This is a genomic window from Phycisphaeraceae bacterium (assembly GCA_020639155.1).
Lineage (GTDB): Bacteria > Planctomycetota > Phycisphaerae > Phycisphaerales > UBA1924 > JACKHF01.
Window position 1 is genome coordinate 629,759 of the sequence record JACKHF010000002.1, and the last position, 25,492, is coordinate 655,250.

General features: G+C 54.8%; 23 protein-coding genes and 1 tRNA gene. 8 read left to right on the forward strand and 16 right to left on the reverse strand.

Features of this window, described 5'->3' with window-relative positions; translation table 11 throughout:
- Positions 1 to 35: 35 nt before the first annotated feature.
- From H6815_13285 to H6815_13320, 8 genes are all read right to left on the reverse strand, one after another.
- On the reverse strand, positions 36 to 479 hold the full coding sequence (locus H6815_13285; protein ID MCB9861412.1) for a hypothetical protein: 444 nt from the start codon (positions 477 to 479) through the stop codon (positions 36 to 38).
- Entirely contained in the window at positions 476 to 1,036 is a 561-nt protein-coding gene (locus H6815_13290) for a type II secretion system protein (protein MCB9861413.1), read from the reverse strand. The genes H6815_13285 and H6815_13290 overlap by 4 nt, the downstream gene beginning before the upstream one ends.
- Positions 1,033 to 1,470 (reverse strand): type II secretion system major pseudopilin GspG, encoded by a 438-nt coding sequence (gene gspG, locus H6815_13295; protein MCB9861414.1) that lies wholly within the window; start codon positions 1,468 to 1,470, stop codon positions 1,033 to 1,035. Before gspG ends, H6815_13290 begins: the two co-directional genes overlap by 4 nt.
- A 35-nt stretch (positions 1,471 to 1,505) precedes the next feature.
- A complete protein-coding gene (locus tag H6815_13300; protein ID MCB9861415.1) occupies positions 1,506 to 2,750 on the reverse strand; it encodes a type II secretion system F family protein in 1,245 nt (414 codons plus the stop codon).
- Positions 2,750 to 4,417: a type II/IV secretion system protein gene (locus tag H6815_13305; GenBank protein ID MCB9861416.1), complete on the reverse strand. Its 1,668-nt coding sequence runs from the start codon at positions 4,415 to 4,417 to the stop codon at positions 2,750 to 2,752. Before H6815_13305 ends, H6815_13300 begins: the two co-directional genes overlap by 1 nt.
- Before the next feature lie 197 nt (positions 4,418 to 4,614).
- Positions 4,615 to 5,910: a hypothetical protein gene (locus H6815_13310; GenBank protein MCB9861417.1), complete on the reverse strand. Its 1,296-nt coding sequence runs from the start codon at positions 5,908 to 5,910 to the stop codon at positions 4,615 to 4,617.
- A gap of 76 nt (positions 5,911 to 5,986) precedes the next feature.
- Complete coding sequence (locus H6815_13315; protein ID MCB9861418.1) at positions 5,987 to 7,381, reverse strand: hypothetical protein; 1,395 nt, start codon at positions 7,379 to 7,381, stop codon at positions 5,987 to 5,989.
- A gap of 216 nt (positions 7,382 to 7,597) precedes the next feature.
- Positions 7,598 to 8,926, reverse strand: coding sequence for a hypothetical protein (locus tag H6815_13320; GenBank protein MCB9861419.1), 1,329 nt, complete (start codon positions 8,924 to 8,926; stop codon positions 7,598 to 7,600).
- 219 nt (positions 8,927 to 9,145) lie between these two features.
- Here H6815_13320 and H6815_13325 point away from each other — a divergent pair, with 219 nt between their 5' ends.
- Positions 9,146 to 9,646 carry a GNAT family N-acetyltransferase gene (locus H6815_13325; protein ID MCB9861420.1) on the forward strand — a complete coding sequence of 167 codons (501 nt, stop codon included), beginning with the start codon at positions 9,146 to 9,148 and terminating at the stop codon, positions 9,644 to 9,646.
- Here H6815_13325 and H6815_13330 read toward each other — a convergent pair.
- A complete protein-coding gene (locus H6815_13330) occupies positions 9,641 to 10,189 on the reverse strand; it encodes a DinB family protein (GenBank protein ID MCB9861421.1) in 549 nt (182 codons plus the stop codon). The genes H6815_13325 and H6815_13330 overlap by 6 nt on opposite strands.
- 57 nt (positions 10,190 to 10,246) lie before the next feature.
- Here H6815_13330 and H6815_13335 point away from each other — a divergent pair, with 57 nt between their 5' ends.
- The 4 genes from H6815_13335 (at position 10,247) to H6815_13350 (ending at position 14,811) form a co-directional block, all read left to right on the forward strand.
- Entirely contained in the window at positions 10,247 to 11,068 is an 822-nt protein-coding gene (locus tag H6815_13335; GenBank protein ID MCB9861422.1) for a class I SAM-dependent methyltransferase, read from the forward strand.
- 26 nt (positions 11,069 to 11,094) lie between these two features.
- A complete protein-coding gene (gene gap / locus H6815_13340; GenBank protein ID MCB9861423.1) occupies positions 11,095 to 12,198 on the forward strand; it encodes a type I glyceraldehyde-3-phosphate dehydrogenase in 1,104 nt (367 codons plus the stop codon).
- Between the two features lie 48 nt (positions 12,199 to 12,246).
- Positions 12,247 to 13,224, forward strand: coding sequence for a 3-methyl-2-oxobutanoate hydroxymethyltransferase (panB, locus tag H6815_13345; GenBank protein MCB9861424.1), 978 nt, complete (start codon positions 12,247 to 12,249; stop codon positions 13,222 to 13,224).
- Between the two features lie 141 nt (positions 13,225 to 13,365).
- Positions 13,366 to 14,811, forward strand: coding sequence for a trypsin-like peptidase domain-containing protein (locus H6815_13350; GenBank protein MCB9861425.1), 1,446 nt, complete (start codon positions 13,366 to 13,368; stop codon positions 14,809 to 14,811).
- Positions 14,812 to 14,813: 2 nt separating this feature from the next.
- Here H6815_13350 and H6815_13355 read toward each other — a convergent pair whose 3' ends face one another.
- The 5 genes from H6815_13355 to hflX all read right to left on the reverse strand — a co-directional run bounded on the left by H6815_13355 (position 14,814) and on the right by hflX (position 19,721).
- Positions 14,814 to 15,704, reverse strand: coding sequence for a hypothetical protein (locus H6815_13355; GenBank protein MCB9861426.1), 891 nt, complete (start codon positions 15,702 to 15,704; stop codon positions 14,814 to 14,816).
- Complete coding sequence (locus H6815_13360) at positions 15,701 to 17,110, reverse strand: UDP-N-acetylmuramoyl-L-alanine--D-glutamate ligase (protein MCB9861427.1); 1,410 nt, start codon at positions 17,108 to 17,110, stop codon at positions 15,701 to 15,703. Before H6815_13360 ends, H6815_13355 begins: the two co-directional genes overlap by 4 nt.
- Positions 17,110 to 18,048: an aminotransferase class IV gene (locus tag H6815_13365; GenBank protein ID MCB9861428.1), complete on the reverse strand. Its 939-nt coding sequence runs from the start codon at positions 18,046 to 18,048 to the stop codon at positions 17,110 to 17,112. Before H6815_13365 ends, H6815_13360 begins: the two co-directional genes overlap by 1 nt.
- A 106-nt stretch (positions 18,049 to 18,154) precedes the next feature.
- A tRNA-Thr gene (locus H6815_13370) sits at positions 18,155 to 18,227 on the reverse strand.
- Between the two features lie 93 nt (positions 18,228 to 18,320).
- A complete protein-coding gene (gene hflX / locus H6815_13375) occupies positions 18,321 to 19,721 on the reverse strand; it encodes a GTPase HflX (GenBank protein MCB9861429.1) in 1,401 nt (466 codons plus the stop codon).
- A 47-nt stretch (positions 19,722 to 19,768) separates the two neighbouring features.
- Here hflX and H6815_13380 point away from each other — a divergent pair, with 47 nt between their 5' ends.
- From H6815_13380 to H6815_13390, 3 genes are all read left to right on the forward strand, one after another.
- Entirely contained in the window at positions 19,769 to 21,292 is a 1,524-nt protein-coding gene (locus H6815_13380) for a S41 family peptidase (GenBank protein ID MCB9861430.1), read from the forward strand.
- A gap of 212 nt (positions 21,293 to 21,504) precedes the next feature.
- Positions 21,505 to 23,616 (forward strand): hypothetical protein, encoded by a 2,112-nt coding sequence (locus H6815_13385; GenBank protein ID MCB9861431.1) that lies wholly within the window; start codon positions 21,505 to 21,507, stop codon positions 23,614 to 23,616.
- Between the two features lie 152 nt (positions 23,617 to 23,768).
- A complete protein-coding gene (locus tag H6815_13390) occupies positions 23,769 to 25,088 on the forward strand; it encodes an ABC transporter permease (GenBank protein ID MCB9861432.1) in 1,320 nt (439 codons plus the stop codon).
- A 17-nt stretch (positions 25,089 to 25,105) separates the two neighbouring features.
- Here H6815_13390 and H6815_13395 read toward each other — a convergent pair whose 3' ends face one another.
- Together H6815_13395 and H6815_13400 are read right to left on the reverse strand one after the other, a co-directional pair.
- Positions 25,106 to 25,291 carry a hypothetical protein gene (locus H6815_13395; GenBank protein MCB9861433.1) on the reverse strand — a complete coding sequence of 62 codons (186 nt, stop codon included), beginning with the start codon at positions 25,289 to 25,291 and terminating at the stop codon, positions 25,106 to 25,108.
- Positions 25,292 to 25,326: 35 nt separating this feature from the next.
- Entirely contained in the window at positions 25,327 to 25,482 is a 156-nt protein-coding gene (locus H6815_13400; protein MCB9861434.1) for a hypothetical protein, read from the reverse strand.
- Between the last annotated feature and the right edge of the window lie 10 nt (positions 25,483 to 25,492).

Sequence of the window (25,492 nt, forward strand, 5' to 3'; positions counted from 1 at the left end):
GCGGCGAGTAACGTTCACATTGTGCGTAGATAAAATCACAACTCTCGGTCCAGTGTTTCCTCAGGCTTGCGTTCAGGAGTGGGATCATCGCCAAGATGCGGCGCGATCATCGTGCCGACAGTCTCGGAACGTGTTCGGTTGCGCGAGGTCCAGTACACCGTCACAGATACGTCGTACGGATCTCCCGATCGACCACCTTTGATGGACAAGTCAAACCAGAAGTTGTCGAACGGCGCAGCAAACGTGCCCTCAAGTTTGTTCTCAGCAAGGTATCCCTCCGGCCCCAGCATCAGCACTTCGTTGAGCTTGCCATCGAGAAGCATCGCCGCAGTCTGGGTCCGCTCACCGGTCGCCTGCGCTCGGAGCGCACGCCCAGTGATTCCAAGCGATATCACAAGCACAATCGCGAGCACAACAGTGCCAGCAATCGCCTCAGCAAGGATGATGCCAGTACGGGACGTTGGCGCTGCGTGACTCACCACACCCAGTTCCCCCGTGCTGTGTCATCAAGATCGATCACATCAACTGATGTTGGCACTTCATTTGATGTCGAGGACGCGGCTCGCATTGCCATCGGCTCAAGAGAAACAACCCATCTTCTGCCAGACGAGCGACTTTCAAGCTCGAACTCAAGACGGGCCCGGCGTTCAGCTTGCGCAAGCTCAAACCGCCATCCATCACGTCCGAGCAAGCCACCATCAGCGATTGCAGCGGTCAGATTCACCGCACCAAGATCAACCCTCGGTGTGATTGTGTCACGCTTCCAGAACGATCGAATCTCAGGGTTATCGTTCTCGATCAGCAGACCCAGCGTGTGCGCATCGGCATTGTACTCAATGGCAATCGGCGCACTCGTCGCTGCATCACGAGCGGCTACCGACGAAAGAAACACCCTCACCATCTCCACGGTATCCTGTGCTGGCGCATCGGAGCGTCGCATAAGTCGGGGCGTAATAAAGCCCGCAATGATCGCGAGCATGGAGACAACCACGATCACTTCCACGAGTGTGAACGCCTGGCGCGGAGCACGTGTCACCTGACAATATCCGTGCTGTCACCCTCGCCGCCGGGCTGGCCATCCGCGCCATAGCTGATCACGTCAAAGTCATACGGGTTCTTGTTGCCGGGCACCTGGAGCACATATTTGTTCCCCCACGGATCAAGCAGCGCTTCAGCGTTCTTGACGTACGGCTCCCAGTCAGCTTCGGCGACATCGCCGGGACGATCCCACAGAATGTCGATTGTGTCACCGGACTCAAGCTCGCCATGATCGATCTCAAACTGTTCGAGCGCGCTATAAAGCGATGCTGCATTCGCTGCTGCCATCTTTGCCTTGCTCTTGCCGATAGCACCGGTCAGACGTGTTGCAACAACCGCTGCAATCACACCAAGAATCGTCACAATCACGATAACCTCGACCAGCGTGAATGCGCTCCGTGCCGCGCGCTTTATGTTCGTTTTTTTCTGCATCAACAACCTCCTCGCAGCGCCCTCATTGCGCTGTGTTATTGCGTAAACAGGCTCTCCTGCATCTGGATGATTGGCAGCAGCACCGCCACGATGACGCCGCCAACAAGCAGTGCAAGAACCACCACAAGCATCGGCTTGAATGCTTCCATTGCAATGCGAATGCTGGTTTCAGATCGGTCCTCGAACGCGTCAGCAGCTCGAAGCAGCATCTCATCAAGACGTCCCGAACGCTCGCCAAGGTTCACAATCTGCACGAGCATCGCGGGGAAGTATCCGCTTCGATCCATTGGCTCCGCGATTGATCGACCCGCAGAGACTTTATCTGCAACCTCTTCAACAACCACTTCCATCGCACGATTGCCGAGTGTCGCCTTTGTGACCCGCAGCGCGTTGAGAATCGGGATACCAGCGCCTGTCAGTGTGCCAAGCGTCCGAGTAAATCTCGCAACTGCAACATCACGAAGCACACGACCAAGAAGCGGTGTCTGCAGCAGCATGCGATCGCTTGCGAGTCTGCCATCGTCGCTGTCACGGTATTTTTTGATGCCGACAATAACAAAGCCAATGGATGCAAGAATCAGCCACCACCACTGCGCGAGGAAATCTGTCGAACCAAGCAGAATACGTGTTGGCAGCGGGAGTTCAGCGCCTTGGCCAAGCTGGCCGATGATCTTCGGCACCACCACAGTCAGAATGACCGCTATTGAACCGCCAATAAGCACGAGCAGAATTAATGGATAGATCAACGCACTGACAACCTGCCTGCGCAGCTTCAGATCCTTTTCAAGCAGGTCCGCTGTCTGGCTTAGCACCTTTGCCATCTCACCAGATGCGTCACCCGCGCGGAACATGCTGATCGTCAGATCCGAGAACGGCTTGCCCCAGTTTGCAGCAGCATCACCCAGAGACTTTCCACTCTCAACATCAGCCAGAATGGATGTGAGCAGCGCCTTCTGCGTTGGGGTTGCACCCTGCTTGCCGAGTGTCTGGATCGCCTGCACGAGTGGCAACCCCGCATCGAGCGCGGTTGCAAGCTCGCGCACAAACGAGGTCATCTCATTACGGTTCATCGCACGCGACTTGCGCCAGCCGCTGATATTCGCACCCGCATGCTCTAGCGATGCATCATTCTCGCTTCGCAGATCGGAGGAAACCTCCTCGACAGTGCCCGGCGTGATTCCCTTGCGCACAAGTTCACGCACAGCACTTGGGCGATCAAGCGCTTCGATCGTCGCAAAGCCGCTATCCGCGCCGAGCACCTTGTATCTGAACACCGCCATCAGTTGCCTGCCCCATCAGAGGTGCGTGTACCTGATGAAAGGTCCGTTGGGAGTTCTTCCGTGTCCTGGGTTGAGCGAAGTACCTGCTCGATACTCGTCCGGCCAGCCAGAGCCTTCGCAAGGCCGTCCTCACGCATAGTGACAAAATCGCGACCAGCCTTGGTGCGAAGTTCCATCGGCCCAGCCTTGTTCGCGATTGCAGCACGAAGGTCTGAATGCACTGCCATCAACTCAAAGAAACCGATTCGCCCACGGTATCCCGAACCATTGCACTCATCGCACCCGCTGCCCTTCCACGCCATCCCATCATCAAACATTGCGCGCTCGCGCGATGACAGACGATGCCATGTTGCTTCAGAGATTCGGGCACGATCTCGACACTCTTGGCAGATCTTCCGACCGAGTCGCTGTGCAAGCACACCCTCAAGCACGCTTGAGAGCAGGAACGGCTCGATGCCCATGTCAAGCAGACGTCCAATCGCACTCGGTGCGTTGTTTGTGTGCAGCGTCGAGAAGATCAGGTGGCCGGTCAGCGCAGCACGCACGGCAATCTCCGCTGTTTCGCCGTCACGAATCTCACCGACCATCACAACATCGGGGTCCTGACGAAGGATTGATCGCAACCCTGTCGCGAAGGTAAGCCCACGCTTCGGATTTACCGGGATCTGATTGATGCCCGAGAGTTCGTACTCAACCGGATCTTCAATCGTAATAATTTTTTTGCCGGGGTCGTAGAGACGAGTCAGACACGCGTACAGCGTTGTTGTCTTACCGGATCCAGTAGGACCAGTGACAAGCACCATCCCGTGCGGCAGATCGATCATCCGATGGATGCGGTTTCGATCATGCGCTTCCATACCAAGAGTTTCGAGGTCAAGTGAAATCGATTCCTTATCGAGAATACGCATCACAATCGACTCGCCGTAAATCGTCGGCACTGTCGAAACACGGATATCGATCTTGCGACCCTCAAATCGCAACGTGATATGCCCGTCCTGCGGTGCATACCGCTCGGCGATGTTCATACCAGCCATGATCTTGATACGTGACGTAATGGCAGGCTGGAGTGTCTTTGGTGGTGAGTCCTGCTCCACCAGCACACCGTCGACGCGATACTTTACCGTCAGTTGTTTCTCGAACGGCTCGATATGGATGTCGGATGCACGAGCGCGAATGCCCTCAAGGATAATGAGATTGACGAGATTGATAAGCGACGGCTGCTCGGCCATGCGATGCAGGTCATCTGCTTCGATCGCCTGCAAGTTGGCAACAAGATCATCCTCGTCCGATTCGCCGCCAAGTCTGGCAGCCATCTTCGCAGCCGTCGTACCGAATGCCGACCGGATGAGTTGGTCAAACGCATCAGGCTCGATTGCTCTCGGCTGAACTGGTAGCGCCGCTGTCAGCGCAATTTCGTCAATCGCGTCTGCATCAGCCGTATCCATCATTGCCACCAGCAATCGGCCGTCATCGAACCCGAAGGGGACTGCTCGAAGCCGAACAGCCTGCTCGGCATCAATGAGTGACGACGCATCCGAGTTCAGCGAGGGCATCCGATCGAGAGGGCCCGTATCCGATTCGCTCTCGTCGGGCAGGGGTATGTCCAGACTGTCTCCGTTGAGCCCGGATTCGGGTAGGCGGAGCGACTGTTCGGGCTCTGTGGGCATGATCGTCATTGTTGGAAGCCAAACGCTGCTGGGGGGCTGTTATTACGTTCCAGGGACAGGAATCATCCCAAATGAACAACGAACACAAACAAGGTGTTCCCAAGAATAATCCAGGGAGAGGGTCTGAAACGAGGATGCGCTTCGTCAAGCTTTCTGGCGAATGAGTCTGCTACGAAGCCAATGGTGTGCCGCCGAGTTTACCCACCGCCAGCGGGAACCGGCTCAGCCAAAACAGCGGCCTCCTCGGCAGACTCATAGTTAGACTCATCGAACCTCTGATTGTATTCCATGTCCGGGAAAGCCTGCGGCAGACGGGCAATCTGGTCGTCATTCAACTGGTCCATCAACTGCTGACGAAACTGAGCATCAATCTGTCGCTTGACATCAATTGCGTCAGAGACAGATTCGTCTTCATCACCAAACATGTACATCATCGTTTCAATCGAGAGTTCCTTCTCCGTTGCTTCAACGACCCGCAGCCACTTGTCGTTGGCAATCTTGATCTCTTTGAGGTATCTGTCTTGCAATGACCGGATGTTCTCAGCCTGATCACTATTCAGATCTGTGAAAGAAAGGGCCTTTTCCATCGCACGCTCTGTTGAGGAGGATCGATACACCCACGGAGCCGCGCGCTTGTGTACCTCTGTAAGAAACATCTCACGTTGTGACTCAGGCAGTGTCCGTTCGATCAAACTGGAATACCGCTTGTTCACTTCTTTCAGCGCTTTGGAAAGACTAATTGCGGTTCCCATGATCTCCATCTGTTGAGCCATATCAGGTTCAGCTGGATCCATCTCCATGCCAACATGGATCAGTTCCCAGACTTTCACCATCGACGTATCGAGTTCCTTCTCGTAGCGAAGCATCACATCGTCGAGTTCACTCTCTGGCTCAACTTGCAGCTCAACAGCTCGGCCCACATCAATCAGGTCGACTGTCAGCCATGTGAGCGGCACAAAGTTTATGTCCATGATGATGCGGCGATGCCAGCGTTCGACGCGATCCCAAGCTCCAAGCTGCTTTTCGTCGAGAAGCAGTTGCACATCCTCAATGAACGTATCCTGCGCTGCAAAGGCGTCGCGCTGGATCTGTTGGAAATCAACCTGATCAAGTTGTATCTTTTCGATATCAGCCTGATACTCGGCAAATGCGGTCTCGTCTCCTTTCTCAACTCTCTCCTGATACTTTGCAGCAACCTCCTTATAGGCTTTCTGCTGGTCAAGCACCGGCTGATACAGCGCCCGGACCTGCGATCGATATCCTTTGAAGAGTGAAAGAACTGCATCCTTCTGTGCCTCGTCCATGTGTAACAATGACGCGACCTGATCGACGTGCTTTGCACGAAATGTCATAAAGCTGAGTTCGCCCATCTCGGCATCGAGTTCGTCGTCTGTCATGCTCTGCTGGGCATAACACACCGTTGGCACACAAAACCCCAGCAATGCGAATAACACCACGAGCCACATCCGTCCACGTTCAATGCCTCTGTTCATCTCGTTTCTCCTCGGTGATATATCAGGCGACGAAATGCCTGCACGGATATGTGTACTCAGTAATCGCCCGTTCGGTTCACTTTTTCCCTACATCGTCAGCGGCTGCCCGATCGATAAACGTCCGCAGGAACGATTGCCCCTTCTCGTCTTCGAGTGTGGGTAATCTGTTTCGCTGGTCCTCATTGAGCACGCGCACCAACCGGTCGATTCCCGCATCTTCCACTTTTTTTACAGCTTCGCGGTGCTCTTTGTACATGTTGCCCATGCCCATCATGCTCATGGAAAGGGTCATCATGTCCATCTCAAGTTCCTGGGTCTCCTGCGACCGGGACCATTTCTCCCGCTCAACATCGCGATCCCGGCACATCCGCTCATACGCGTCCTGTACTTGTTCCTTCTGGTCCGGATCAAGATCAGTAAAGCCTATTGCGGCCTGATAGGTACGATCCGCATTCGTTGTTGTGTAAATCATGGGAAAGCTCTCAGCCTGGAACAGCTTCTCAAATGCTTCGCGTTGCGCATCATCAAGTAACCCACCGATCAACCGCACATGCGTGCGATTCATTTCTTTCAAAACAACACCAAACCGTTTCATTTCATCCATTGACTCGCTGATCTCCTGCATCATTGCAAAACCAGACGATGGATCGTCCACTATCTCTTCCTGCATCTCCATGGAAAGATCCTGCATTTCACGAGTCACCAGATAGAACTTTGTCGCAGGCAGATCCATGTCCAGTTCCCATGCAAGCAGAGCTTCTCTAATGTCAGGGTGTGCATCCGGATCAACATCAATCCCCTTCAGGACGTCATACAGATCTACCGTCGAGCCGGATACAAGCATCTGATCGGATCCCTTGTCACGCCTGCGAAACATGCGAACGCGATCCATTTTTTTTAGTTGCGCTTCTGTCAACAACAGCTCGATATCAGATAGAAACTGTTTTTCGAGTGCTTCAGATTTATCCCAAAACTCTTTGTTCGTTTCCACCATCCCCTTCGCAAATGCACGCTGCTTTTCCTGTAGTGTTTTCTGATCAATCTCGCCAGTCTGCATTCCCTCGCGCACTTCATTCATCAGAGTGGTTCCCTGTTTCATGATCTCCGCAAGCTTCGAAGTGTAAACGCGGATGTCTGCCCTGTACCCTTGATACATCAGTTGTACAGAATCCAACTGTGATTTATCAAGATCTAGAATCCTGCTGATTCTGTCCAGACTGCGACGCTTGATAACAGCGCTGCGGTTCTCAAACACACCTACGCCGGCAGATTCCATGTCTTCAAACATGTTTTCTGCACCTTCGACCATCTCACGGGCAATCTCTTCATCCATGCTTTGTGCTGACGCGTCACATGGCGCAATGCTCATCGATGCAAGTGCAATCAGAAGCATCACAAGCCAAGTGATACCTCTTTGCCCTTGTGCAACAACAGATGCTGAGCGAAGAATGCGTTCAAATATGCGTGTCATTCCAGGTATCCTCTTCTCGACAGGTGCTCTCACAACCCAGTGTACAGCTCGATCGTTTGCGTGTGATGGCACACTGTAGCAGAACCTCGCACCACAACCGAGCAAGCCGAACTAAACACAAACCAGCCCCCGTCGGTTTTTCCGATTCGAGGGCTGGTGGTTTCAGAACTCATAAATAGTGCAGGCCGTTGGTTCGGTGCGTTCCCGGGTCATCGGTCACCGACCATCACCGTCGGAACGAATCTCGACGGTACGTTCAAACGAGAACCCAACCCCATCTGAGGAGATAAAGGTCTCGCCACCCTCGTGCTGCTTTGGCGCTTCAGGCAGTTTGGCTTGCTGATCGGTCGTCAGGACTGAGGCCAGTTTCTGGTTCGTCCGCGTGTCGAGTTCTCGCTTTGCTTTTCGCTCAACCTCAACAGGATCGGTTACCTCCTCTTCATTATCGGTGCGCATCGCAATGATGACCTGCCCACCGCCTGCAGCGAGGAATCCACCGCGGTTGCCATCCTCTTCCTGCGATCGCTTTGCACGCGCCCAGCGCTCATGGATTGCGCTCGCTTCGCGTTCGTAACTCTCACGGATCACGGCGATCTGTTCAGCCTGATCCGTCGTCAGATCGGCAAATCCCTGTGCCGTATCAAGACACTTTGATGCGTGCGTTGGGCTGTACACATCCGGAAACGCTGCGACATCAAATGCATGAGTAAACTTCGCCGCTTCTGCTTCAGGAAGCAGGAGCTTTACCTTGCGTGCAAAGCTTTCATTCAAGTTGCGAATACGAACCGATGCTTCACGCGTCTTTGCAACACGCTCTTGAACTTCTTCATCCTCAAAGTTGAACATCAGAACGCCTGATTGCGATTCGCCATCATCGGTCAGTGCCTTCTTCTCAAGCAGTGCCCGATCGATATCCATTTCATACCTGTCGAGTTCAGGATTGATCGTCTCACGCAACCCATCGGAAAGCTCCATATCGTTGACGATGTCAATCAAGTCGACTGACTCGCCGCTCAGAAACCCTCGGCGCAGCAGTGTATCACGCCGACGATGGCGCTCCACACGCGGAAAGAGCTCGAGTTGCTCGTCGCTCAGTAGCAGCTTGAGGTCTTCAAAGAATGCCTCTTCGTTTGCAGTGATCTCATTGCCATACCTTTGGCGGATGGCTGGAATGTCGTCCTGGATAATCGACATGTCGTGAGACTCATTAAAACCAGAGAGCACTTCGCGTATCTCGCTCGCCTGTGCGCGAGAGGTTTCAAGATATGTAGCTCTGTACCCTTCATGGAGTGCCTCAAGCATCTCTTTCTGATCATCAGTCAGATTCAGAAGTTTGCCATAGTCCTTGACAGCCGCCGCACCAACAGAGCCCCCAACACCTCCACCGCTTCTTGCACCTGACACTGCAACAGGCCCGGTTGTCTCGGTGACAAACACAGCCTGACCAGTGGCTGATTGGGAAAGTGCGATGGAGCCGAGCAATGAAACCGCAACTCCATACTGCATGAGTTTACTTTGTGAACGAAGGTTTGAGGTCCCCAACATGCCAGCATCTCCTTGTCATAGGTCGGTTTGGATCAAATCACTCGCGCGAGCGATTAAACAGCGCACCTCAAGCGGGTTTCTCACACAAACAATCAATATGCTGATGAGCACACCGCTGCGTCCCGTCAGAAAAATGAGAGAACGATTGGCGGAATGACAATGGACAGCCATAAAAGCCAAACACAACCCGATCATGTCTTGCCCGGATCGGTCACTCACGTGCGTAAGTTGACACCGGACGACTCTCTTGAGGATCTAACCGAACTGCTCCATCGTGCGTATGCGCCGCTTGCAGCAAGCGGCTTGCAATACCTGGCCAGCCATCAATCGGTTGATGTGACTCGAAGACGATGCTTTGCTCCGAACGCACACTGCTTTGTTGCCGAACTCAAGCACATAGTCGTTGGCACGATCACGCTGTACACATTGACCGAGCAGAGTCATTGCAAATACTACACCAAGCCAGGTATAGCACGGTTTGGACAGTTTGCAGTAGAGCCATCTCTCCAGCGCACAGGTGTTGGTCGAGCGCTCATGGACTATATAGAGAACACAGTCCAGTCACTAAACATGTCACACATCGCGTGTGACACAGCAGAGCATGCGCACCATCTCATTGCGTACTACAAACGACGACAGTATCAACAAGTTGATACGGTTGACTGGCCTGTGACTAACTATGTGAGTGTTGTGCTGAGCAAGCAGTTACAAACGTCATGATGACTTTGGTACGATCACCTTGTCAAACCCCAATGCACGTCGAAGATCGATGATCTGCCCAGTGTGCGTACCATTGTGAAACGCCATACGCAGCCCAAGTTCAGCGAAGGTGAGAGACTTCACCGATCCCCATGATGTTGTGCGATCAAGTAAATCCCGGCTTGCCTGCTCAAACCCCATTGCAAGACTGTCCCCCGAAGCACGGAACACTGCAACACATCGATCAAGCACCGGGAAACGATCGGGATCATCCACAGGAACTGAACCGAAGCAGATATCTTCGGTGCAGAACAGGTCTTGTTGTCGTGGAAGCTCCTTGCTGAAGTCCTGCTCCGGCACGGGTGTTTCATCCAATGCTCGACGGGCGACGTGCATATAGAGAGCGCAATGCCCAAGATGCCATGCAACGTGGTTCGGCAGATTCTGTGCCTGAGCGGTGCGGTTGGAGTCGTGGAACCCTGTCAGGTACCTGAGAAGTCCATCCACAGACGCACGAACCCCGTTCGCGACAAGAACACCTCGCACTTCACCTGTTGACAACATCTGTTTCCTCCTCTGAGACAATCGCATAGCGCCACCATTGGCCACATATCATTGCCGATGGATCAACCGTTCGCGCCTGATACACCACAATCTCCCGAAGTGCTCGTGCAGAGCTTCTATGCAGACCCGCACGTCTTCGACATCCTGCACACGCCGGGAACTGCAAACGAGGTAAACGGGCTCGAACGCATCTGCCAGAAGTTTGCTCGGACATCGGGCGATGTTACGTGGCTGGAGCCTGCCTGCGGCACAGGAAGGTATTTGCGTGTCGCTGCCGGTCGGGGAATCAATGTTGTCGGGTTCGACACGAGCAGTGACATGATCGAGTACGCCCAGCGTCGGATTCCTACTGGAAAAGGAGCTGGGACGAGCAGCCTGTTTGTGGGTGACATGGTGTCATTCACACCCCCTGTCAAAGCGAACTCCATCGACATGTCTTTCAACACGATCAACACCATCCGTCATCTGGAAACTGACGATGCAATGCTCGCACACTTTGAATGCACCCGGCGCGTACTGAAAAGAGGCGGTATTTATGTCGTGGGTGTCAGCATCACGGATTATGTCCATGAACGAGAGACGGAGGATGTCTGGCATGCCCGCCGAGGCCACGTCCATGTCGATCAAGCGGTGCAGTATCTCCCGCCGGAAGACCCGAATACCCGCACCGAAATCGTCTGCAGCATCATGACCGTGACTACGCCAAAGACGACGCAGCAGATCGAATCCAGATACACACTCCGCACATATGACAGAACCCAATGGGACACGCTCATGCACAAAGTCGGGTTTAGGCGATTGGCAGCAATCACCGAATGGGGCGATGAGATGGACCCACCCCGCTGGGGATACACGATTGAGGTGCTGTCACCGGTCTGATCGTTGTCTTTTCTTCGCTTTTGAGCATGATCGACCTATCCTCGCTTCAGGTCATTCATTCTGTGGCGTGTCATGCTTTTTCGAGGAGAAACAAGGTGCCCAACAGCCCCATCCGCATCGGTATCAATGGCTTCGGCAGAATCGGCCGGCTTGTGTATCGCATCGCCAAGGCAGACCCATCATTGCAGGTTGTCGCAGTCAACGATCTCGTCCCAGCTGACAACCTCGCGTACCTCCTCAAGTACGACACGATGCATGGCACATTTGGAACCAAGGTCGCGACGACAGATGACTCGTTCAGTCTTGATGGTGAACTCACCCACACCTATGCCATCAAGAACCCCGCAGAGATCCCATGGAACAACCACGCTGTCGACTACGTCCTTGAGTCAACAGGTCTGTTTACTACGAAGGACGATGCGGGCAAGCATCTTGCTGGCGGAATCAAGCGCGTCATTATCAGTGCGCCAACAAAGTCGCCCGATTCTGTTCCCACGTTTGTCTATAAGGTAAATGAGGACAAGTTTGATCCGAAATCTCACACAGTCATATCCAATGCGAGTTGCACAACCAACTGCCTCGCGCCGGTCGCAAAGGTTGTCAACGACAACTTCGGGATCGAAGAAGGTCTGATGACGACCATCCATGCAGTCACCGCAACCCAGCCGACCCAGGATGGCCCGAGCAGGAAGGACTGGCGCGGCGGCCGCAACGCATATATGAACATCATCCCAGCAAGTACCGGTGCTGCTAAGGCAGTTGCACTCTGCCTGCCGGAACTCAAAGGCAAGCTGACAGGCATGTCTTTCCGTGTCCCGACAGCCGATGTTTCATGTGTTGATCTGACGATTCGAACGACCAAATCGACATCGCTCGATCAGATTCACGCTGCGATGAAGCAGGCGAGCGAGAACCAGATGGCGGGTGTTCTTGGGTATACCGAGGATCAGGTCGTTTCCAGCGACTTTGTCGGCGATCATCGGTCGAGCATCTACGATGCCGGTGCATGCATTCAACTGTCCGACCGGTTCTTTAAGCTGGTTTCGTGGTATGACAACGAGGCTGGATACGCGGCCCGCTGTGTCGACATGCTCCGACTGATGGCACGCCATGACGGCCTGTTGAAGTAACCCAGCATCTGTCACCTCAAACAGAACCCGGACATCTGAAGTCCTACAATGGCAACGATGTCTCCAAACGGCTCATCGATTCTTCCATCGCACCCCGAAGCAAATGCGTGCAGCGGTACACCACACGCTGGTGTCGCAGCACGTCGCGAGCGAGTAACACTGCGATCTGTGCGTGCAATGAAGGAGGCAGGTACGCCCTTCGCGTGTGTCTCCGTCTATGACGCAACACTGGCTGCGCTTTTCGAACAAGGTGGTGTGCCAGTGATGCTTGTTGGCGATTCGGCGGCCCAGGTTGTGCTCGGGCTTCCTCGCACGATCGACATGCCAATGGATGTGTTGATCGCGCTCACTGCAGGTGTCCGTCGTGGCGCACCTCATGCTTTGATTATGGCGGATCTTCCGTTCCTCTCGTATCACATGGATACAGCGCAGGCCCTGCACAATGCTGGCCGGTTCATGACCGAAGGAATGGCTGACATTGTGAAACTGGAAGCAGATGCGAGCTTTGTACCTGTTGTGCAAGCCATGACTCGAGCGGGAATACCTGTCTGCGCGCACATCGGCATGCATCCCCAGCGTGCTGCACTCCGGGGTGGGTATATGGCTGCTGGGAAAACAGCAGCAGAAGCGCACCAGATCGTGCGAGACGCCATCGCACTTGAGCAAGCAGGCGCTGCTTTGCTGCTTGTCGAGGCAGTGCCTGATGAGGTGGCAGCGCGCATCGTGAGAGAAACAACTGTTCCAGTCATCGGCATTGGCGCAGGTCCATCGTGTCACGGTCAGATTCTTGTGGCGCATGACATGCTCGGTCTAACTGCGAATGTACCCGGTTTCGTTGGCGTGCGATCTGACCTTGGTGCCGAGGTCATCCGTACCGCCAGAGAATGGGCGTCACGAGTCGAGCGCAGGGATATTGGGGCAAAGGCTTATCGGATGAAAGATGGCGAACGTGAGTTGTTCGAGCAGGGCCAAACTCGAACATCTGAAACCGCCCATCTCCCGAATATGGAACCAACTTCCCGATAAATGCGTTCAACATGGAAGGGCAGACCGGCTTTCGCGAATCAATCAATGGTGTGACGCTTGCATTGCACCGCGAAAATCGGTCAAGATACCGGGACCACACTGACCCCGGTGTTGTGATAAGCCGAATCAGACACTATGAACATGTCTGATTCGCCAGCGGAAGGAGCAGCACCCGTGCGACGAATCGGATCTCCAGTGCCAGCGATAGTTGTTCTGCTTGCGATCGCTGCCACGCTCTTTGCCGCTCCAACCATTCTTCGCGAGATTGGAAACGCCCAGACCGAAGTCGATATCAAACTTGCCAGACAGGAACTCCGTCAGAACGACATCCTCACACAGATCAACAAAGCGACACAGGCAGTGGCACAGGTTGCCAGACCATCTGTCGTCCATATTGAAGCTCGCCGCGGGCGAGTGAGCAGTTCGAGTGGTTCGGGCTGGGTGTACGACACAGATGGCCATATCGTGACAAACGCGCATGTGGTGCGGGATTCTCGCGGCGCTCGTGTGCATTTTTCAGATGGCACAAGTACAACTGCAAGCATCATTGGAGCTGATGATTTCACCGACGTTGCGGTACTGAAACTTGATCGGAGCAGAACCCTCTTTCCTGCGAACAGAGCCACAGGCGAGGTGATACATCAAGGTGATCGCGTCTATGTCTTTGGTTCTCCGTTCGGATTCAGATTCTCCATGTCTGAAGGCATCATCTCCGGGCTTGGGAGGAATGCGCCTGGTGTCGTTGGCTCGGGTTTTTCAAACTTCATCCAGACCGATGCTGCAGTCAACCCCGGGAACTCTGGCGGCCCACTCATTGACGTGCGTGGCAACGTGGTCGGAATGACCGTTGCAATTGCAACAGGGAGTGACACTACTGGCACGACAGAGTCGGGGCAATCAGCGGGGATCAGCTTTGCTATCCCGCTGCGAACAATCGAGAATGTTGTCGAGCAGTTTATCGAGAACGGAAGCGTTGATCGTGGATTCCTCGGTGTCACACTCGAACGCAATCCGGTCGCAATCCACAATGCCGACTCTGGAGAAGCCGTGCTCGGTGTCGTTGTAGGATCGGTCAATGATCACTCGGCAGCCGACGCCGCTGGTATTTGGCGCGGCGATGTCGTGCTTTCGATCGATGGGCAACCGACCACCTCAATGGAAGCGCTCCGATCTGTCGTTACATCGACACGACCAGGCGTTGAGGTCATGGTCGAGGTTGCACGAACAACGGACAATGGTCTGGAGTTTCTCAACCTCCCGCTTGTACTGGGCACGTTCCCAGCAGCGGTGCTCTCGCTCAATGCGTATGGCTTGTCCTTCTATGAGGATTTCCAGGACTCACCACCACGGGTTTATAGCGCAGGCCGAGGCTCTCAAGCAAGCGATGATGGATTCCAGAACGGCATGGTGATCCAGCGTGCTGGCGATCGTCGCGTTATGTCACTTGACGATCTGTACCAGGCGCTCGAAGATCTTGGATTCCATCGTGGCCGACCTGTCGAAGTTGAAGTTCGTACAGGAAATGGTGAAGACGATGTTCTCTACAAGACAATGATCTCACCACAATCGGTGCACAGCCCTGAATAGTCTTACCGCATCAATGACAATCGAACACGCACGTGTGAACCGACTTCCGGCGTGCTTGCAGCGTCGGCGATCCAAACAGGTGTTTCTGCTTCGCTTTCGTGACTGAAGGTCTGAGCATACCCAGCCAATTCAGTTCCGAATGTTGCAAGCCCGACGATGATGCCTGTACCATCTGACGCATAGACCTCCCGACCATTGTGCTCAACAAACTTCGAGCCAGCAAAGACCCAAGCTGTGTCAGGCTTGGTCTTATGCATTGTCTCGCCGGTTCTCACATCGAGGATCATGTCACGTACATCGAGGACTGTGCTATCAGCAAAGACAACCGCTACACACAGACCACCGCCGGTTGGATCAACCGGAAAAACCTCGCGACCCTCCCACCGGAATGTGCCAGGAGTGCCCGATTCAGCGCCAATCATGAGGAGAGCCGCGTGGATGTGTGACGGCTGGATATCTGTCGAGACGATCGACTCATGATCCTTTGTGCCTGTCGAGCACGCGATGAGTTCAAGGTACACGATTGGCTTGTCTGCGGAAACTGCAACGTGTTCGTGGGTGGGCTTGGGCGGCACACGAACACCGGGCCGAAGATGATGCGCATCGATCGCGATCTCGCCGTCAAACTCAACATACCTCTGCTCACGATTCACATAGACACCCGGGAACGCTTCAATGCTGTCTTGCGAAACAGCAGGCTCGGGCTTGATAATCTGTTCTGGCGCAACCATCGTGTTCTGATCTGGTTTATTGGGTTGCTCAGCTGTTTGCTGAACCTGTTCGGTGGTTTGCAAGGGTGTTTCTTGCGATGGCTGTTCCTGCGTGCGGGTGCACGACACAGCGCTGACAAGAACAAGCAATACTACAACTGTTGGTTTCTTGTGTTGCTTCACGCGCGAAGTGTATTCGCAGATTCTGGCACACGCTGCTGTACCAGTTCGATGAATCGTTGTCCGCGCTGGCGATAGTCGTCGAACTGGTCCCAAGATGCGCAGCCCGGGCTCAGTAGCAACACATCAGACGGCTGCATCTGTTCAAAGGCTGCGCTGACCGCATTCTCAAGCGTGCCAAAGTCTTTGCACGACACGTTGTCTGCAAGCACGCTGCCTGTCGTCCCGATCGGATACAGCTCGTCGATCTCACCATCGATTGCAAGGGCAGCAATCGCATCGAGTGATACCCCTTTGTCGTATCCACCCGCAATAAGATGAACCATCGCATCAGGATGCGACTGCTTTACAGCCTGCACAGCGAGCACGGTTGCTTCAGGCGTTGTCGATTTGGAGTCGTTGTACGCGACGATACCGCCGGGCGCATCAATCCGTTGCAATCGATCGGCGAGCCCCGAAAAGTACGAAAGTGATTGCAAAGCTTCACTGACACCGCACTCGGTCACACCGGCTACAACAGTTGCTGCGAGCATTGCATTGGCTCGATTGTGTTCGCCCGGCACATGCAGCAGATCAACAGGAACAACATCGACATCCTGTTGGGAGACATATCGAGCACGATCGCAAGCAGCCAAACATTCTCGCGTTGTTGGTGTGTCCATCGCATGAACTCGCTGTGTTGCATGCCCAATCTGGGACTTTGATCGCACGTAATGCGATAGTGAGCCGTGCCAGTCGATGTGGTTCGGCGCGATGGATGTCAGCACGCCGATATCGGGACGCCACTCGGCTTCGGTTGAAACCGCTGTTCCGTCGTCAAAGCTGCTGCCGCTGAGCCAGTAGAGCATCGCGCTGGAAAGCTCCAGCACAACAACATCACCCGGTTTCATGCGCGCCGCATCATCAAGCAGCGAGCCTCCGATATTCCCGCCGAACCAGACAGCCTTAGCGGTTTCCTTGTATTGCGATCGCAAAGCGTGCGCAATCATGGCGCTGGTTGTGCTCTTGCCCGCGCTCCCGGTGATGCCAATGGTCGTCACACCATCCGGAATGATCTCAGCAAGCAACCGAATCTCGGTTGTTACAGAAACGCCGTGCTGACGGGCATGGCCCAGGAACCGGTTCTCCCACGGCTTTGGTACCGCAGGATTCGCAACGACAAAATCAGCCTCTGCGAAATGTTGTTCCTTGTGACTCCCGAGTGCCAGACGCACAGAGCCGTTTGCGATGCAGTCATCGAGTTGTGAAATGCTGTCTTTGAGTTGTTCTTCGCTTGCAGCATCGCTGACAGTTACAGCTGCGCCCTGCTTGGCAAGCCACCGTGTGACAGCAACGCCGCCTCCAAACCTACCGAGCCCCATGACAGTGACACGTTTTCCAGCAAATGAAGCTGTGTTGCCTGTTGTCATCAGCAGCCCACGCCGCGAGTCATAAGAGGCTGCTTCGGCTCGGCTATGCCATTCAAAGGAAGTGCGGGCTCCGACTGTGATGCTGCCTGATCTATCGCGTCCATGTAGAGTGTCAGAAGCCTGCGCGCGTGCGGCCCAGCCTGTCCTGTTCCGATTGGCTTGTCATCGAGATGTGTCACAGCTGTAACGGTTGCGTTTGTCCCTGTCAGAATAACCTCGGTCGCATGCTGGAGTTCTTCCTCACGCACAGGCCTTTGCGCAATCGATGGATCGAGTTCACAGATCCGCTCGCGCGTGATGCCAGCAAGGATTGGTGCGCTCTCGAGCGAGGGTGTGACAAGTTCTGTGCTGCCACTTGCTGTGGGGAGTGCCAGAATCACATTGCACGCGCACGCTTCAGCAACAAACCCATCGCGAAGCATGATGGCCTCACTCGCATCATGCTCGTTGGCATGGAGTGCAGAGAGCACATTGCCCAGCAGCGATGTTGATTTCAATCTGCCACGCAGCCATCGGATGTCCTGCATGACCGATGCTTTCACCGTTGGCACGGTCTGCCTGTAGTATGCAACCGGCCGCGTACGCGACGCGTAGGCAAAGACGGTCGGCTTCATGTCGCCAGCGGGAATGCGGGAACGCACCGGTTGGCTTGAGCTTGGTTCGCCTCGCGTGATCTGCCAGTACAGGAACGCGTCAGGCAGACCGTTCAGCCGAAGCAGTTTGCGGCTGACCTCAACGAGATCGCTCGGATCAGCCTTGATCCCAGCCTGATACAGCCCGTCCTTCATTCTCGCCACGTGCCGATCAGTCCACATAGGCACGCCGGAGAACGCACGGACACCCTCGTAGACGCCGTCCCCAAGCAGGAAACCGCGATCAAAGACCCCCACTTTGGCTTCGGCAGCGGGAAGAAACGAGCCGTTGAGATAGACAGTCATGTTCACAGCCGATGGTATCGGCAGATCGAGGAAGTCAACACGAGATTCGACTGTCGAAAATCGCGATAGCTTGGGGAATCTGACGCAAGCGACAGATGTGAAGCAAAGCCACCTACTGGACTTGAACCAGCGACCTGAGCTTTACGAAAGCTCCGCTCTACCAACTGAGCTAAGGTGGCGTTTCCAGCCCATCCACACAGGACAAACCGGGCCCAAAGTATCTGCGCCATAGGCTCCACTGTCCACCGTGCGGGGTTTTCCACATTTGTCCGTCACACTGCCTCGTTCGCTCGCTCAACCCGCATCGTGGGACTGCCGGAACGGAACTTCTCCACTTGGCTGGCGCTCATCCGTGCGAACAACTGCACGCAATCGTCCTGATAGACACGATCGGTCACCTCGGCAGCGGTCTCAATCGCGTGAATGGTTTTCGCGTCGCGCATGGGGAGCGTAATGATGAGATCTTCGACCCGGCCGATCGATTCGTGGCGCACATGCTCCACAAGATCATCGTGTCCGATCAGAAGTCTCCCGGACTCGTCGGTCAACGCAGAGATCACGATCGAATCGGGCACCCTGCTCTGCCACACAAGCACATCCTCGTTTGATTTGAGCTTGTCCGCTTTGTTCAGCAGCACCACGCGCTTTGGCATGTGCCACTCCTCGCCACGACGTTCCTCTGATCTGGCAACATCCTCGAAGAGTTCGTCCAGGGTTGTCATGACGGTGCGCAACTGCTGCTCGGCACGATGGTCCGACACGTCAAGCACAACCAGCAGCAGATCCGCATGGGTCGCTTCCTCAAGTGTCGATCGGAACGAAGCAACAAGATCGTGCGGAAGATCACGCACAAATCCGACGGTATCGCTCAGCATCACCTCAGCATTTCCACCGCCGGATACGGACGCTCCGAGATCCCATGTGCGCGTGCGCGTCATCAGCGTCGCAAACAGTCGATCATCCGCGTATGCGCCGCCAGCAGTCAGACTGTTGAAAAGTGTGCTCTTGCCTGCGTTTGTGTACCCGACCAGACCAACTGTGAAGTTTGTCGCTCGCCGAGATTTGACCTGCCTGCGCTTCCGATCGTGGATCGTTTCAAGCTCGCGCTCGAGTCGAAGTCTGCGCTGCTGCACAAGACGCCGGTCGATTTCGAGTTGCTGCTCACCCGGTCCGCGCGTGCCAATGCCAGCCATCCCGCCAGCGCCGACAATGCGTTCAAGGTGGGTCCACATGGCGCGCAGCCGTGGATATGTGTACTCAAGCTGTGCAAGTTCGACCTGGATCCGCGCCTCGTGTGTCGTTGCGCGACTGGCAAAGATGTCGAGAATCAGCTCGTTGCGGTCGAGCACCTTCTTCCCGGTGATCTGCTCAATGTTGCTGATCTGCCGGGGTGAGAGGTCGTGATCGAAGATGATCGTCGAGGCGTTCTGGAGTTCGGCCAGTTGCTTCAGTTCGTTGACCTTGCCCGATCCCATGTATGTGCCCGCGTTGGGGCGGTCGAGCGATTGCTCCAACTCAGCCACAACGATCGCGCCGGCCTGCTGAGCAAGCGCGGAGAGTTCACCGAAGGGATCCTCGGGGTCATGGTGTGAGTCCGGCAATCTGACAGCTGCCAAGACCACACGCTCCCGCTGGACATCGATTCCTGTACGTTCTGTGCGAGGTTGTCCCACGCACAAAGTGTAGATGCAAACCCGCGAAGATCACCATACGCTTGGGTATGAGTTCAGAAAGAAAAGTTATGCGAGATTCGACCGCATCCCTCGTCGTGCGACTCCTGCTGCTGATATTGCTAGGTGTAGCCGTACTCGCGTCTGTTGCATCACTGTACATTCGAACGCGCCAGACAGCATTTGCCGATCCGATCCTGCAGGCACGCATGCTTATCAAGGATCGCTTTGTCAGGGAAGTTGATGATCAAAGGTTGCAGATGGGGGCGGTCGCTGGCATGATCGCTGCTTTGGACGATCCGTACTCGTTCTTCGTTGAGCAGACCGACACGTCCGAGTTCCACAAGGCGATGCTCGGTGAATATGTTGGTATCGGAGTATCGGTCGAACTGATCGATGGAGTGCTGACCGTTGTGACCCCGCTTGATGAGTCTCCAGCACTCAAGGCGGGCGTGCGGGCGGGCGACGAGATCGTCAGAATAGACGATGCCGACACAAAGGGCATGACGCTTGATGATGCAGCAGCACATCTGACAGGCGCGCCAGGAACTAACATCACGATCATAGTCAACCGCAAGGGTGACCAGCTTCCTATTACCATCACACGCGCAGAGATAACAACCCAAACAGTCAAAGGGATTATCCGCGAAGGCAGCGATTCTGCGTGGCGCTACATGCTCGATCCAGTAAACAACATCGCGTATATCCGTATCACCCAGTTTAACCCCACAACATCAGTCGAACTGCGCGATGCGCTTGAAGCGGCAACGAACACATACGGCGAGATTCGCGGGCTTATCATCGATCTTCGCTCCAATCCCGGCGGTATTCTCGACGAAGCTGTTGCGGTTGCGGACGACTTTCTGGATCGTGGAACGATACTCTCAACCAAGGGACGTGGCTTTGCAGAGGAAACGTTTCGGGCGCGCGAAGGTCACATCATTCCAAGCACTGCACCGATTGCAGTGCTGATTGACGGCCAAAGCGCGTCTGCCTCGGAGATTCTTTCAGGGACACTGGTTGAATCAAAGCGCGCAATCGCAGTCGGTGAACGTACATTCGGCAAAGGCAGTGTGCAGGGCATGTACCTGCTGCCGAGTGAGAAGGGCGAGATCAAACTGACCGAGCAGTTGTACTACCTGCCGTCGGGGCGCACTGTACAGAAACGAGATGGCGATCCGACCTGGGGCGTTGATCCCTCGCCTGGGTTTGCGGTTCCACTCACTGAAGAGCACCAGATTCTGATGAGAAATGCCCGCGAACGCTTCGACGTGATCTCTGATGATTCGCCAATACGTGCGAATGCGACCGCGGCCGAACTTGTCACCCAGCGCGCCGATCCCCAGTTGTCAAGAGCATACGAAGCAGTGCTCGCACACGTGACGACTGGCATCTGGCCTGAAGTAAAGGACTATGCCACCTCTGTTGATATGGCAGGTGCGTCCGACCCCGAAGCTGGCCTGCCTGTTGGTACTCGACTGAAAGCTGCCCAGCAATACCGTGAGTTCCTCGTGACGGAACTATCGCGCATGGATTTGCAGATAGAAAAACTCTCGACCTCCCCTGACAACTGATCCTGAGTCACTGAGCGTCGAAGTACCTAGTACCTATAACCAGCCTCTGTGATACGTTGTCAGTCTGCTGAGATATGGTTGCCACGCAACTTTTCGTATTCGAGTCGGAACAGTGGCTAGCGCAAGCCGAATGGTTGTATAGTGGGTCGGGCAGTCTGGATACCTGTCCCTTTGTCGATCTGTTGCGCATTCACATACAAGGAACCACCCCAATGAAGAGGACCGCTGCTTCGCTGTCTGCACTGTGCTGCCTTCTCACCACATCGTTTGCATCTGCACAATCTGGCGCGTGGACAGTGCTCCCGACCATGCCGGGCGATGTGCTCGCAGCCGATGCGTGGATCAGACCCGATGCATATGCAGCGTTATCGCTCGACGTGCAGGTCATGCGTGATCATCTCGCAAAAGCGCCGCTTGAGACAGTCGGCATGCCCGAAGACGAGAAACTGCTCATTGTGATTCCAGATCCAACGGGGCGTCTCGACGCGTTCCGCATTGTTGAATCACCGGTCATGCAACCAGGGCTTGCTGCACAACTGCCCGACACACACACATTTGTGGGCAGAAGCGTCACCAACGGCGCAGCAAAGCTCCGTATGGACATCACGCCTCTCGGGTTCCACGCACAAGTGCTCGCGCCAGGAGGCAACTCGTGGTATGTCGATCCCGTGTCACGCGATGACACAACGCACTACGCGTCGTACTACCGAAATGATCTGACCCCGGCAAATCCGATGCAGTGCCTCGTGAACTCTGATCCAGCAGCACAGCCGGACTGGAGCGGATCCGAGGATCCAAATGATGCTCCGCTTGTCGTGCTCCGCACGTATGTCGTTGCAATGGCATGCACGGGTGAGTTTACCAGCTACTACGGAAATGCAACGAACGCACTGAACGGTATCGTCACGGGTGTGAACCGAATCACAGGTATCTATGAACGCGACTTTGCTGTTCGACTGATGCTCGCAGCAAACAACAATCTCGTTGTGTACACGAACGCCTCAACCGACCCATTCAATAACAACAACCCGTCACAGATGCTCAATGCGAACGCTGGTGCACTCAATCCGATCGGATCAGCAAACTACGATGTCGGACACGCACTCGGCAACTCAAACAGTGGTGGCATCGCATCCCTCGGATGTGTCTGCACCAGCGCGAAGGCTCAGGGTGCATCGTGCTATACCCCGCCGACTGGCGACCCCTATTGGGTTGACTACGTTGCGCATGAGATGGGCCATCAGTTCAGCGCAAACCACAACTTTAATGGCGGCTCAACATGTGGCGGTGCAGGCCCCGCAAGCAAACTCACAGAGCCAGGCTCAGGCAGCACCATCATGGGGTACGCTGGGTTGTGCGGCTCACAGAATAACCTGCAGAGCCACTCAGATGATATGTTCGGCTACATTAATATTGATGAAGTCAAGTCATTCATCGGTTCAACGGGCAACTCATGTGCGACCCCCACCGCAACCGGCAACAACACACCGGTGGTCAGCCCGCTCACATCCTACACGATACCAATTGGAACGCCCTTCGAACTGACGGCTGTCGCAAATGATCCTGATGGGGACACGCTCACATACTCGTGGGAGGGTCGGGACACAGGTCCTACACAGAACGCAACATTACCCGATAATGGATCAAGCCCACTGTTCCGCGCATTCGATCCAACCACCGATCCAACACGCATCATCCCCAAACTTCAGCAGCTTCTGAACAACACAACCATGATCGGTGAGAAACTGCCCCAGCTCAACCGCACCATGAAGATGCGCGTTGTTGTCCGTGACAACAACCCTGCTGGTGGTGGCACAGCTTCGGCTGACGTCAATCACATTGTCACATCATCGGCAGGACCGTTCGTGGTCACAAACCCGAACTCCAGCGCCACGCAGTCGGGCACCACGTTGGTCACATGGTCAGTCGCCAACACCAATGTTTCGCCCGTGAACGCGACCAATGTCGATATCTATCTCTCGACAGACGGTGGTGTGACATTCCCAACGCTCCTGCTCGCAAGCACTCCGAACGATGGCTTGCAGGAGGTGACGATGCCCAATATCTCCACAAACACCGCACGCATCAAGGTGAAAGCTTCGAACAACATCTTCTTTGACATCTCAAACACAAACTTCTCCATCGTGCCAGCGCTCTGCTATCCCGATTGTGATGCGAACGGCACGCTCAATGTGTTCGATTACATTTGCTTCGGTAACGCCTATTCAATCGGCCATACCTACGCCGACTGCGACAACAACGGCACACTCAATGTGTTTGACTACATCTGCTTCGGCAACGCCTACGCGAACGGTTGCCCATAATTCAACCTCGAAGATATCCCAATCACACTCCCTCACCCACAGCAGTTGCTGTGGGTGAGTTTTTTCTATGGGTTCTGCTTGTGAGCCAAGCCTGTTGTGACAGCCTGTCGTGCGGAATATCGCCGCACTCTGCTGCGTAAACTCATGTCCCCATGGCATTCATCTATGAGACGATCAAACTCGGCCTGACCAGCCTCAGACTCCACCTGCTCAGGAGCATCCTGACAGCGCTGGGCATCATCTTTGGCGTGGCTGCCGTCATCGCAATGGTGTCAATTGGTGAGGGCTCGACACTCGAAGCGCTCAAGCGGATCGAGTCACTCGGCGCGCGGAACATCATTATTCGCTCGGTGAAGCCACCACAGGAAAATCAGCCAAACATGGGCAATCAGTCGTTTGTGATCTCGTTCGGGCTTTCACGCGACGACCTCGCCGCGATCCGCCATGCCTTCCCCGATGCTGCCCACATCGTGCCCGTCAAATCGACAGGGCGCGAGATCCTCCGAAACGAAAACATTATCGTCAGCCAAGCTTTCGGTACAACCCCAGACCTGATCAATGTTGCCCGCCTCCAGATGGGGCGAGGTCGCTACCTCGTGCAGGATGATCTTGACAACGAACGCCAGGTTGCTGTGATCGGAGCAGCGGTGGCAACTCAGCTGTTTCAGTTTGAGGATCCGGTTGGGCAAGTGCTTCACATTGACGACCAGCCCTTCACGGTTGTTGGTGTTTTAAAGCCTGTCGGGTTTGCAGGCGGAGCTGGAGCGACGCTGATCGGTCGTGACCTCAATCATGATGTGCATATCCCGATCACATCTATCGACAACGACATCGTCGTCCGTCGGACCGCGGGCAGCTTCGAAGCCACTGAGGTCGAGGTCAACGAGATATACGTCGAGGCAGCGACGAGCGATCACGTGCTGCCGGATTCTCGCCGCATTCGGCGTTTGCTGGAAGTCACTCATCCAAAGATGGATGATGTCGATCTCGTTGTGCCATTTGAGCTTCTCGAACAGGCAAGAAAAGCATCGCTCACAGGGCGGGCCGTCTCTGCAACAATTGCTGGTATCAGCCTGCTGATCGGTGGTATCGGAATTATGAACATCATGCTCGCGACAGTCACGGAACGCACCCGCGAGATCGGCATCCGTCGCGCGCTCGGAGCTACCAAAAAGCACATTGTCTGGCAGTTTATTGTGGAGACCAGTGTGCTGTCAGCGCTTGGCGGACTGATCGGTGTTGCCCTCGGCGTGAGTATCAGTCTCTTGCTTGACTGGGGCGTACCAAAGCTACCCAGAATCGGGTTTCTGCGTCAGTACATCGACCCCGATGTCTCGCTTCCGACACACGTCACGGGTTGGTCAATCATGGTCGCGTTCGTGATTGCCGTGCTGACGGGCTTGATCTTCGGCATCTATCCAGCTCGGAGAGCTGCGGCACAGGATCCCATTGTCGCGCTGCGCCACGATTAGTCACACATCCTGAATATCTAGAAGTGATACCCATTCTTTTCTGCATCTGATCGACCAGCGAAGAGCAGGAGTGCTATGCCAATGCCCCATCCCCAAAACGAGAGAATGCCAAACCCAAGCAACGCAATAAGATTAGCAAGCATCACAAGTAGCGCAACACCGTATCTCAGTTTCCAGTCAAGATCTCCCCACCAGTCAAGCATACCGCGTACTCCGTCTTTATTGAACCCGAGACACTTTACCTGATCTCATCCCGTCGAACCACAATGGATGGACGATGACCATCCTCATCTGACCGCTGCTGCCGTCGAATCCATATCCCTACAAGAATACCGAGCGGCGCAATGACCAGCACAGTTGCGACAGCATACATGACCATAAGCAGGTCGTTCATATGCAGGATT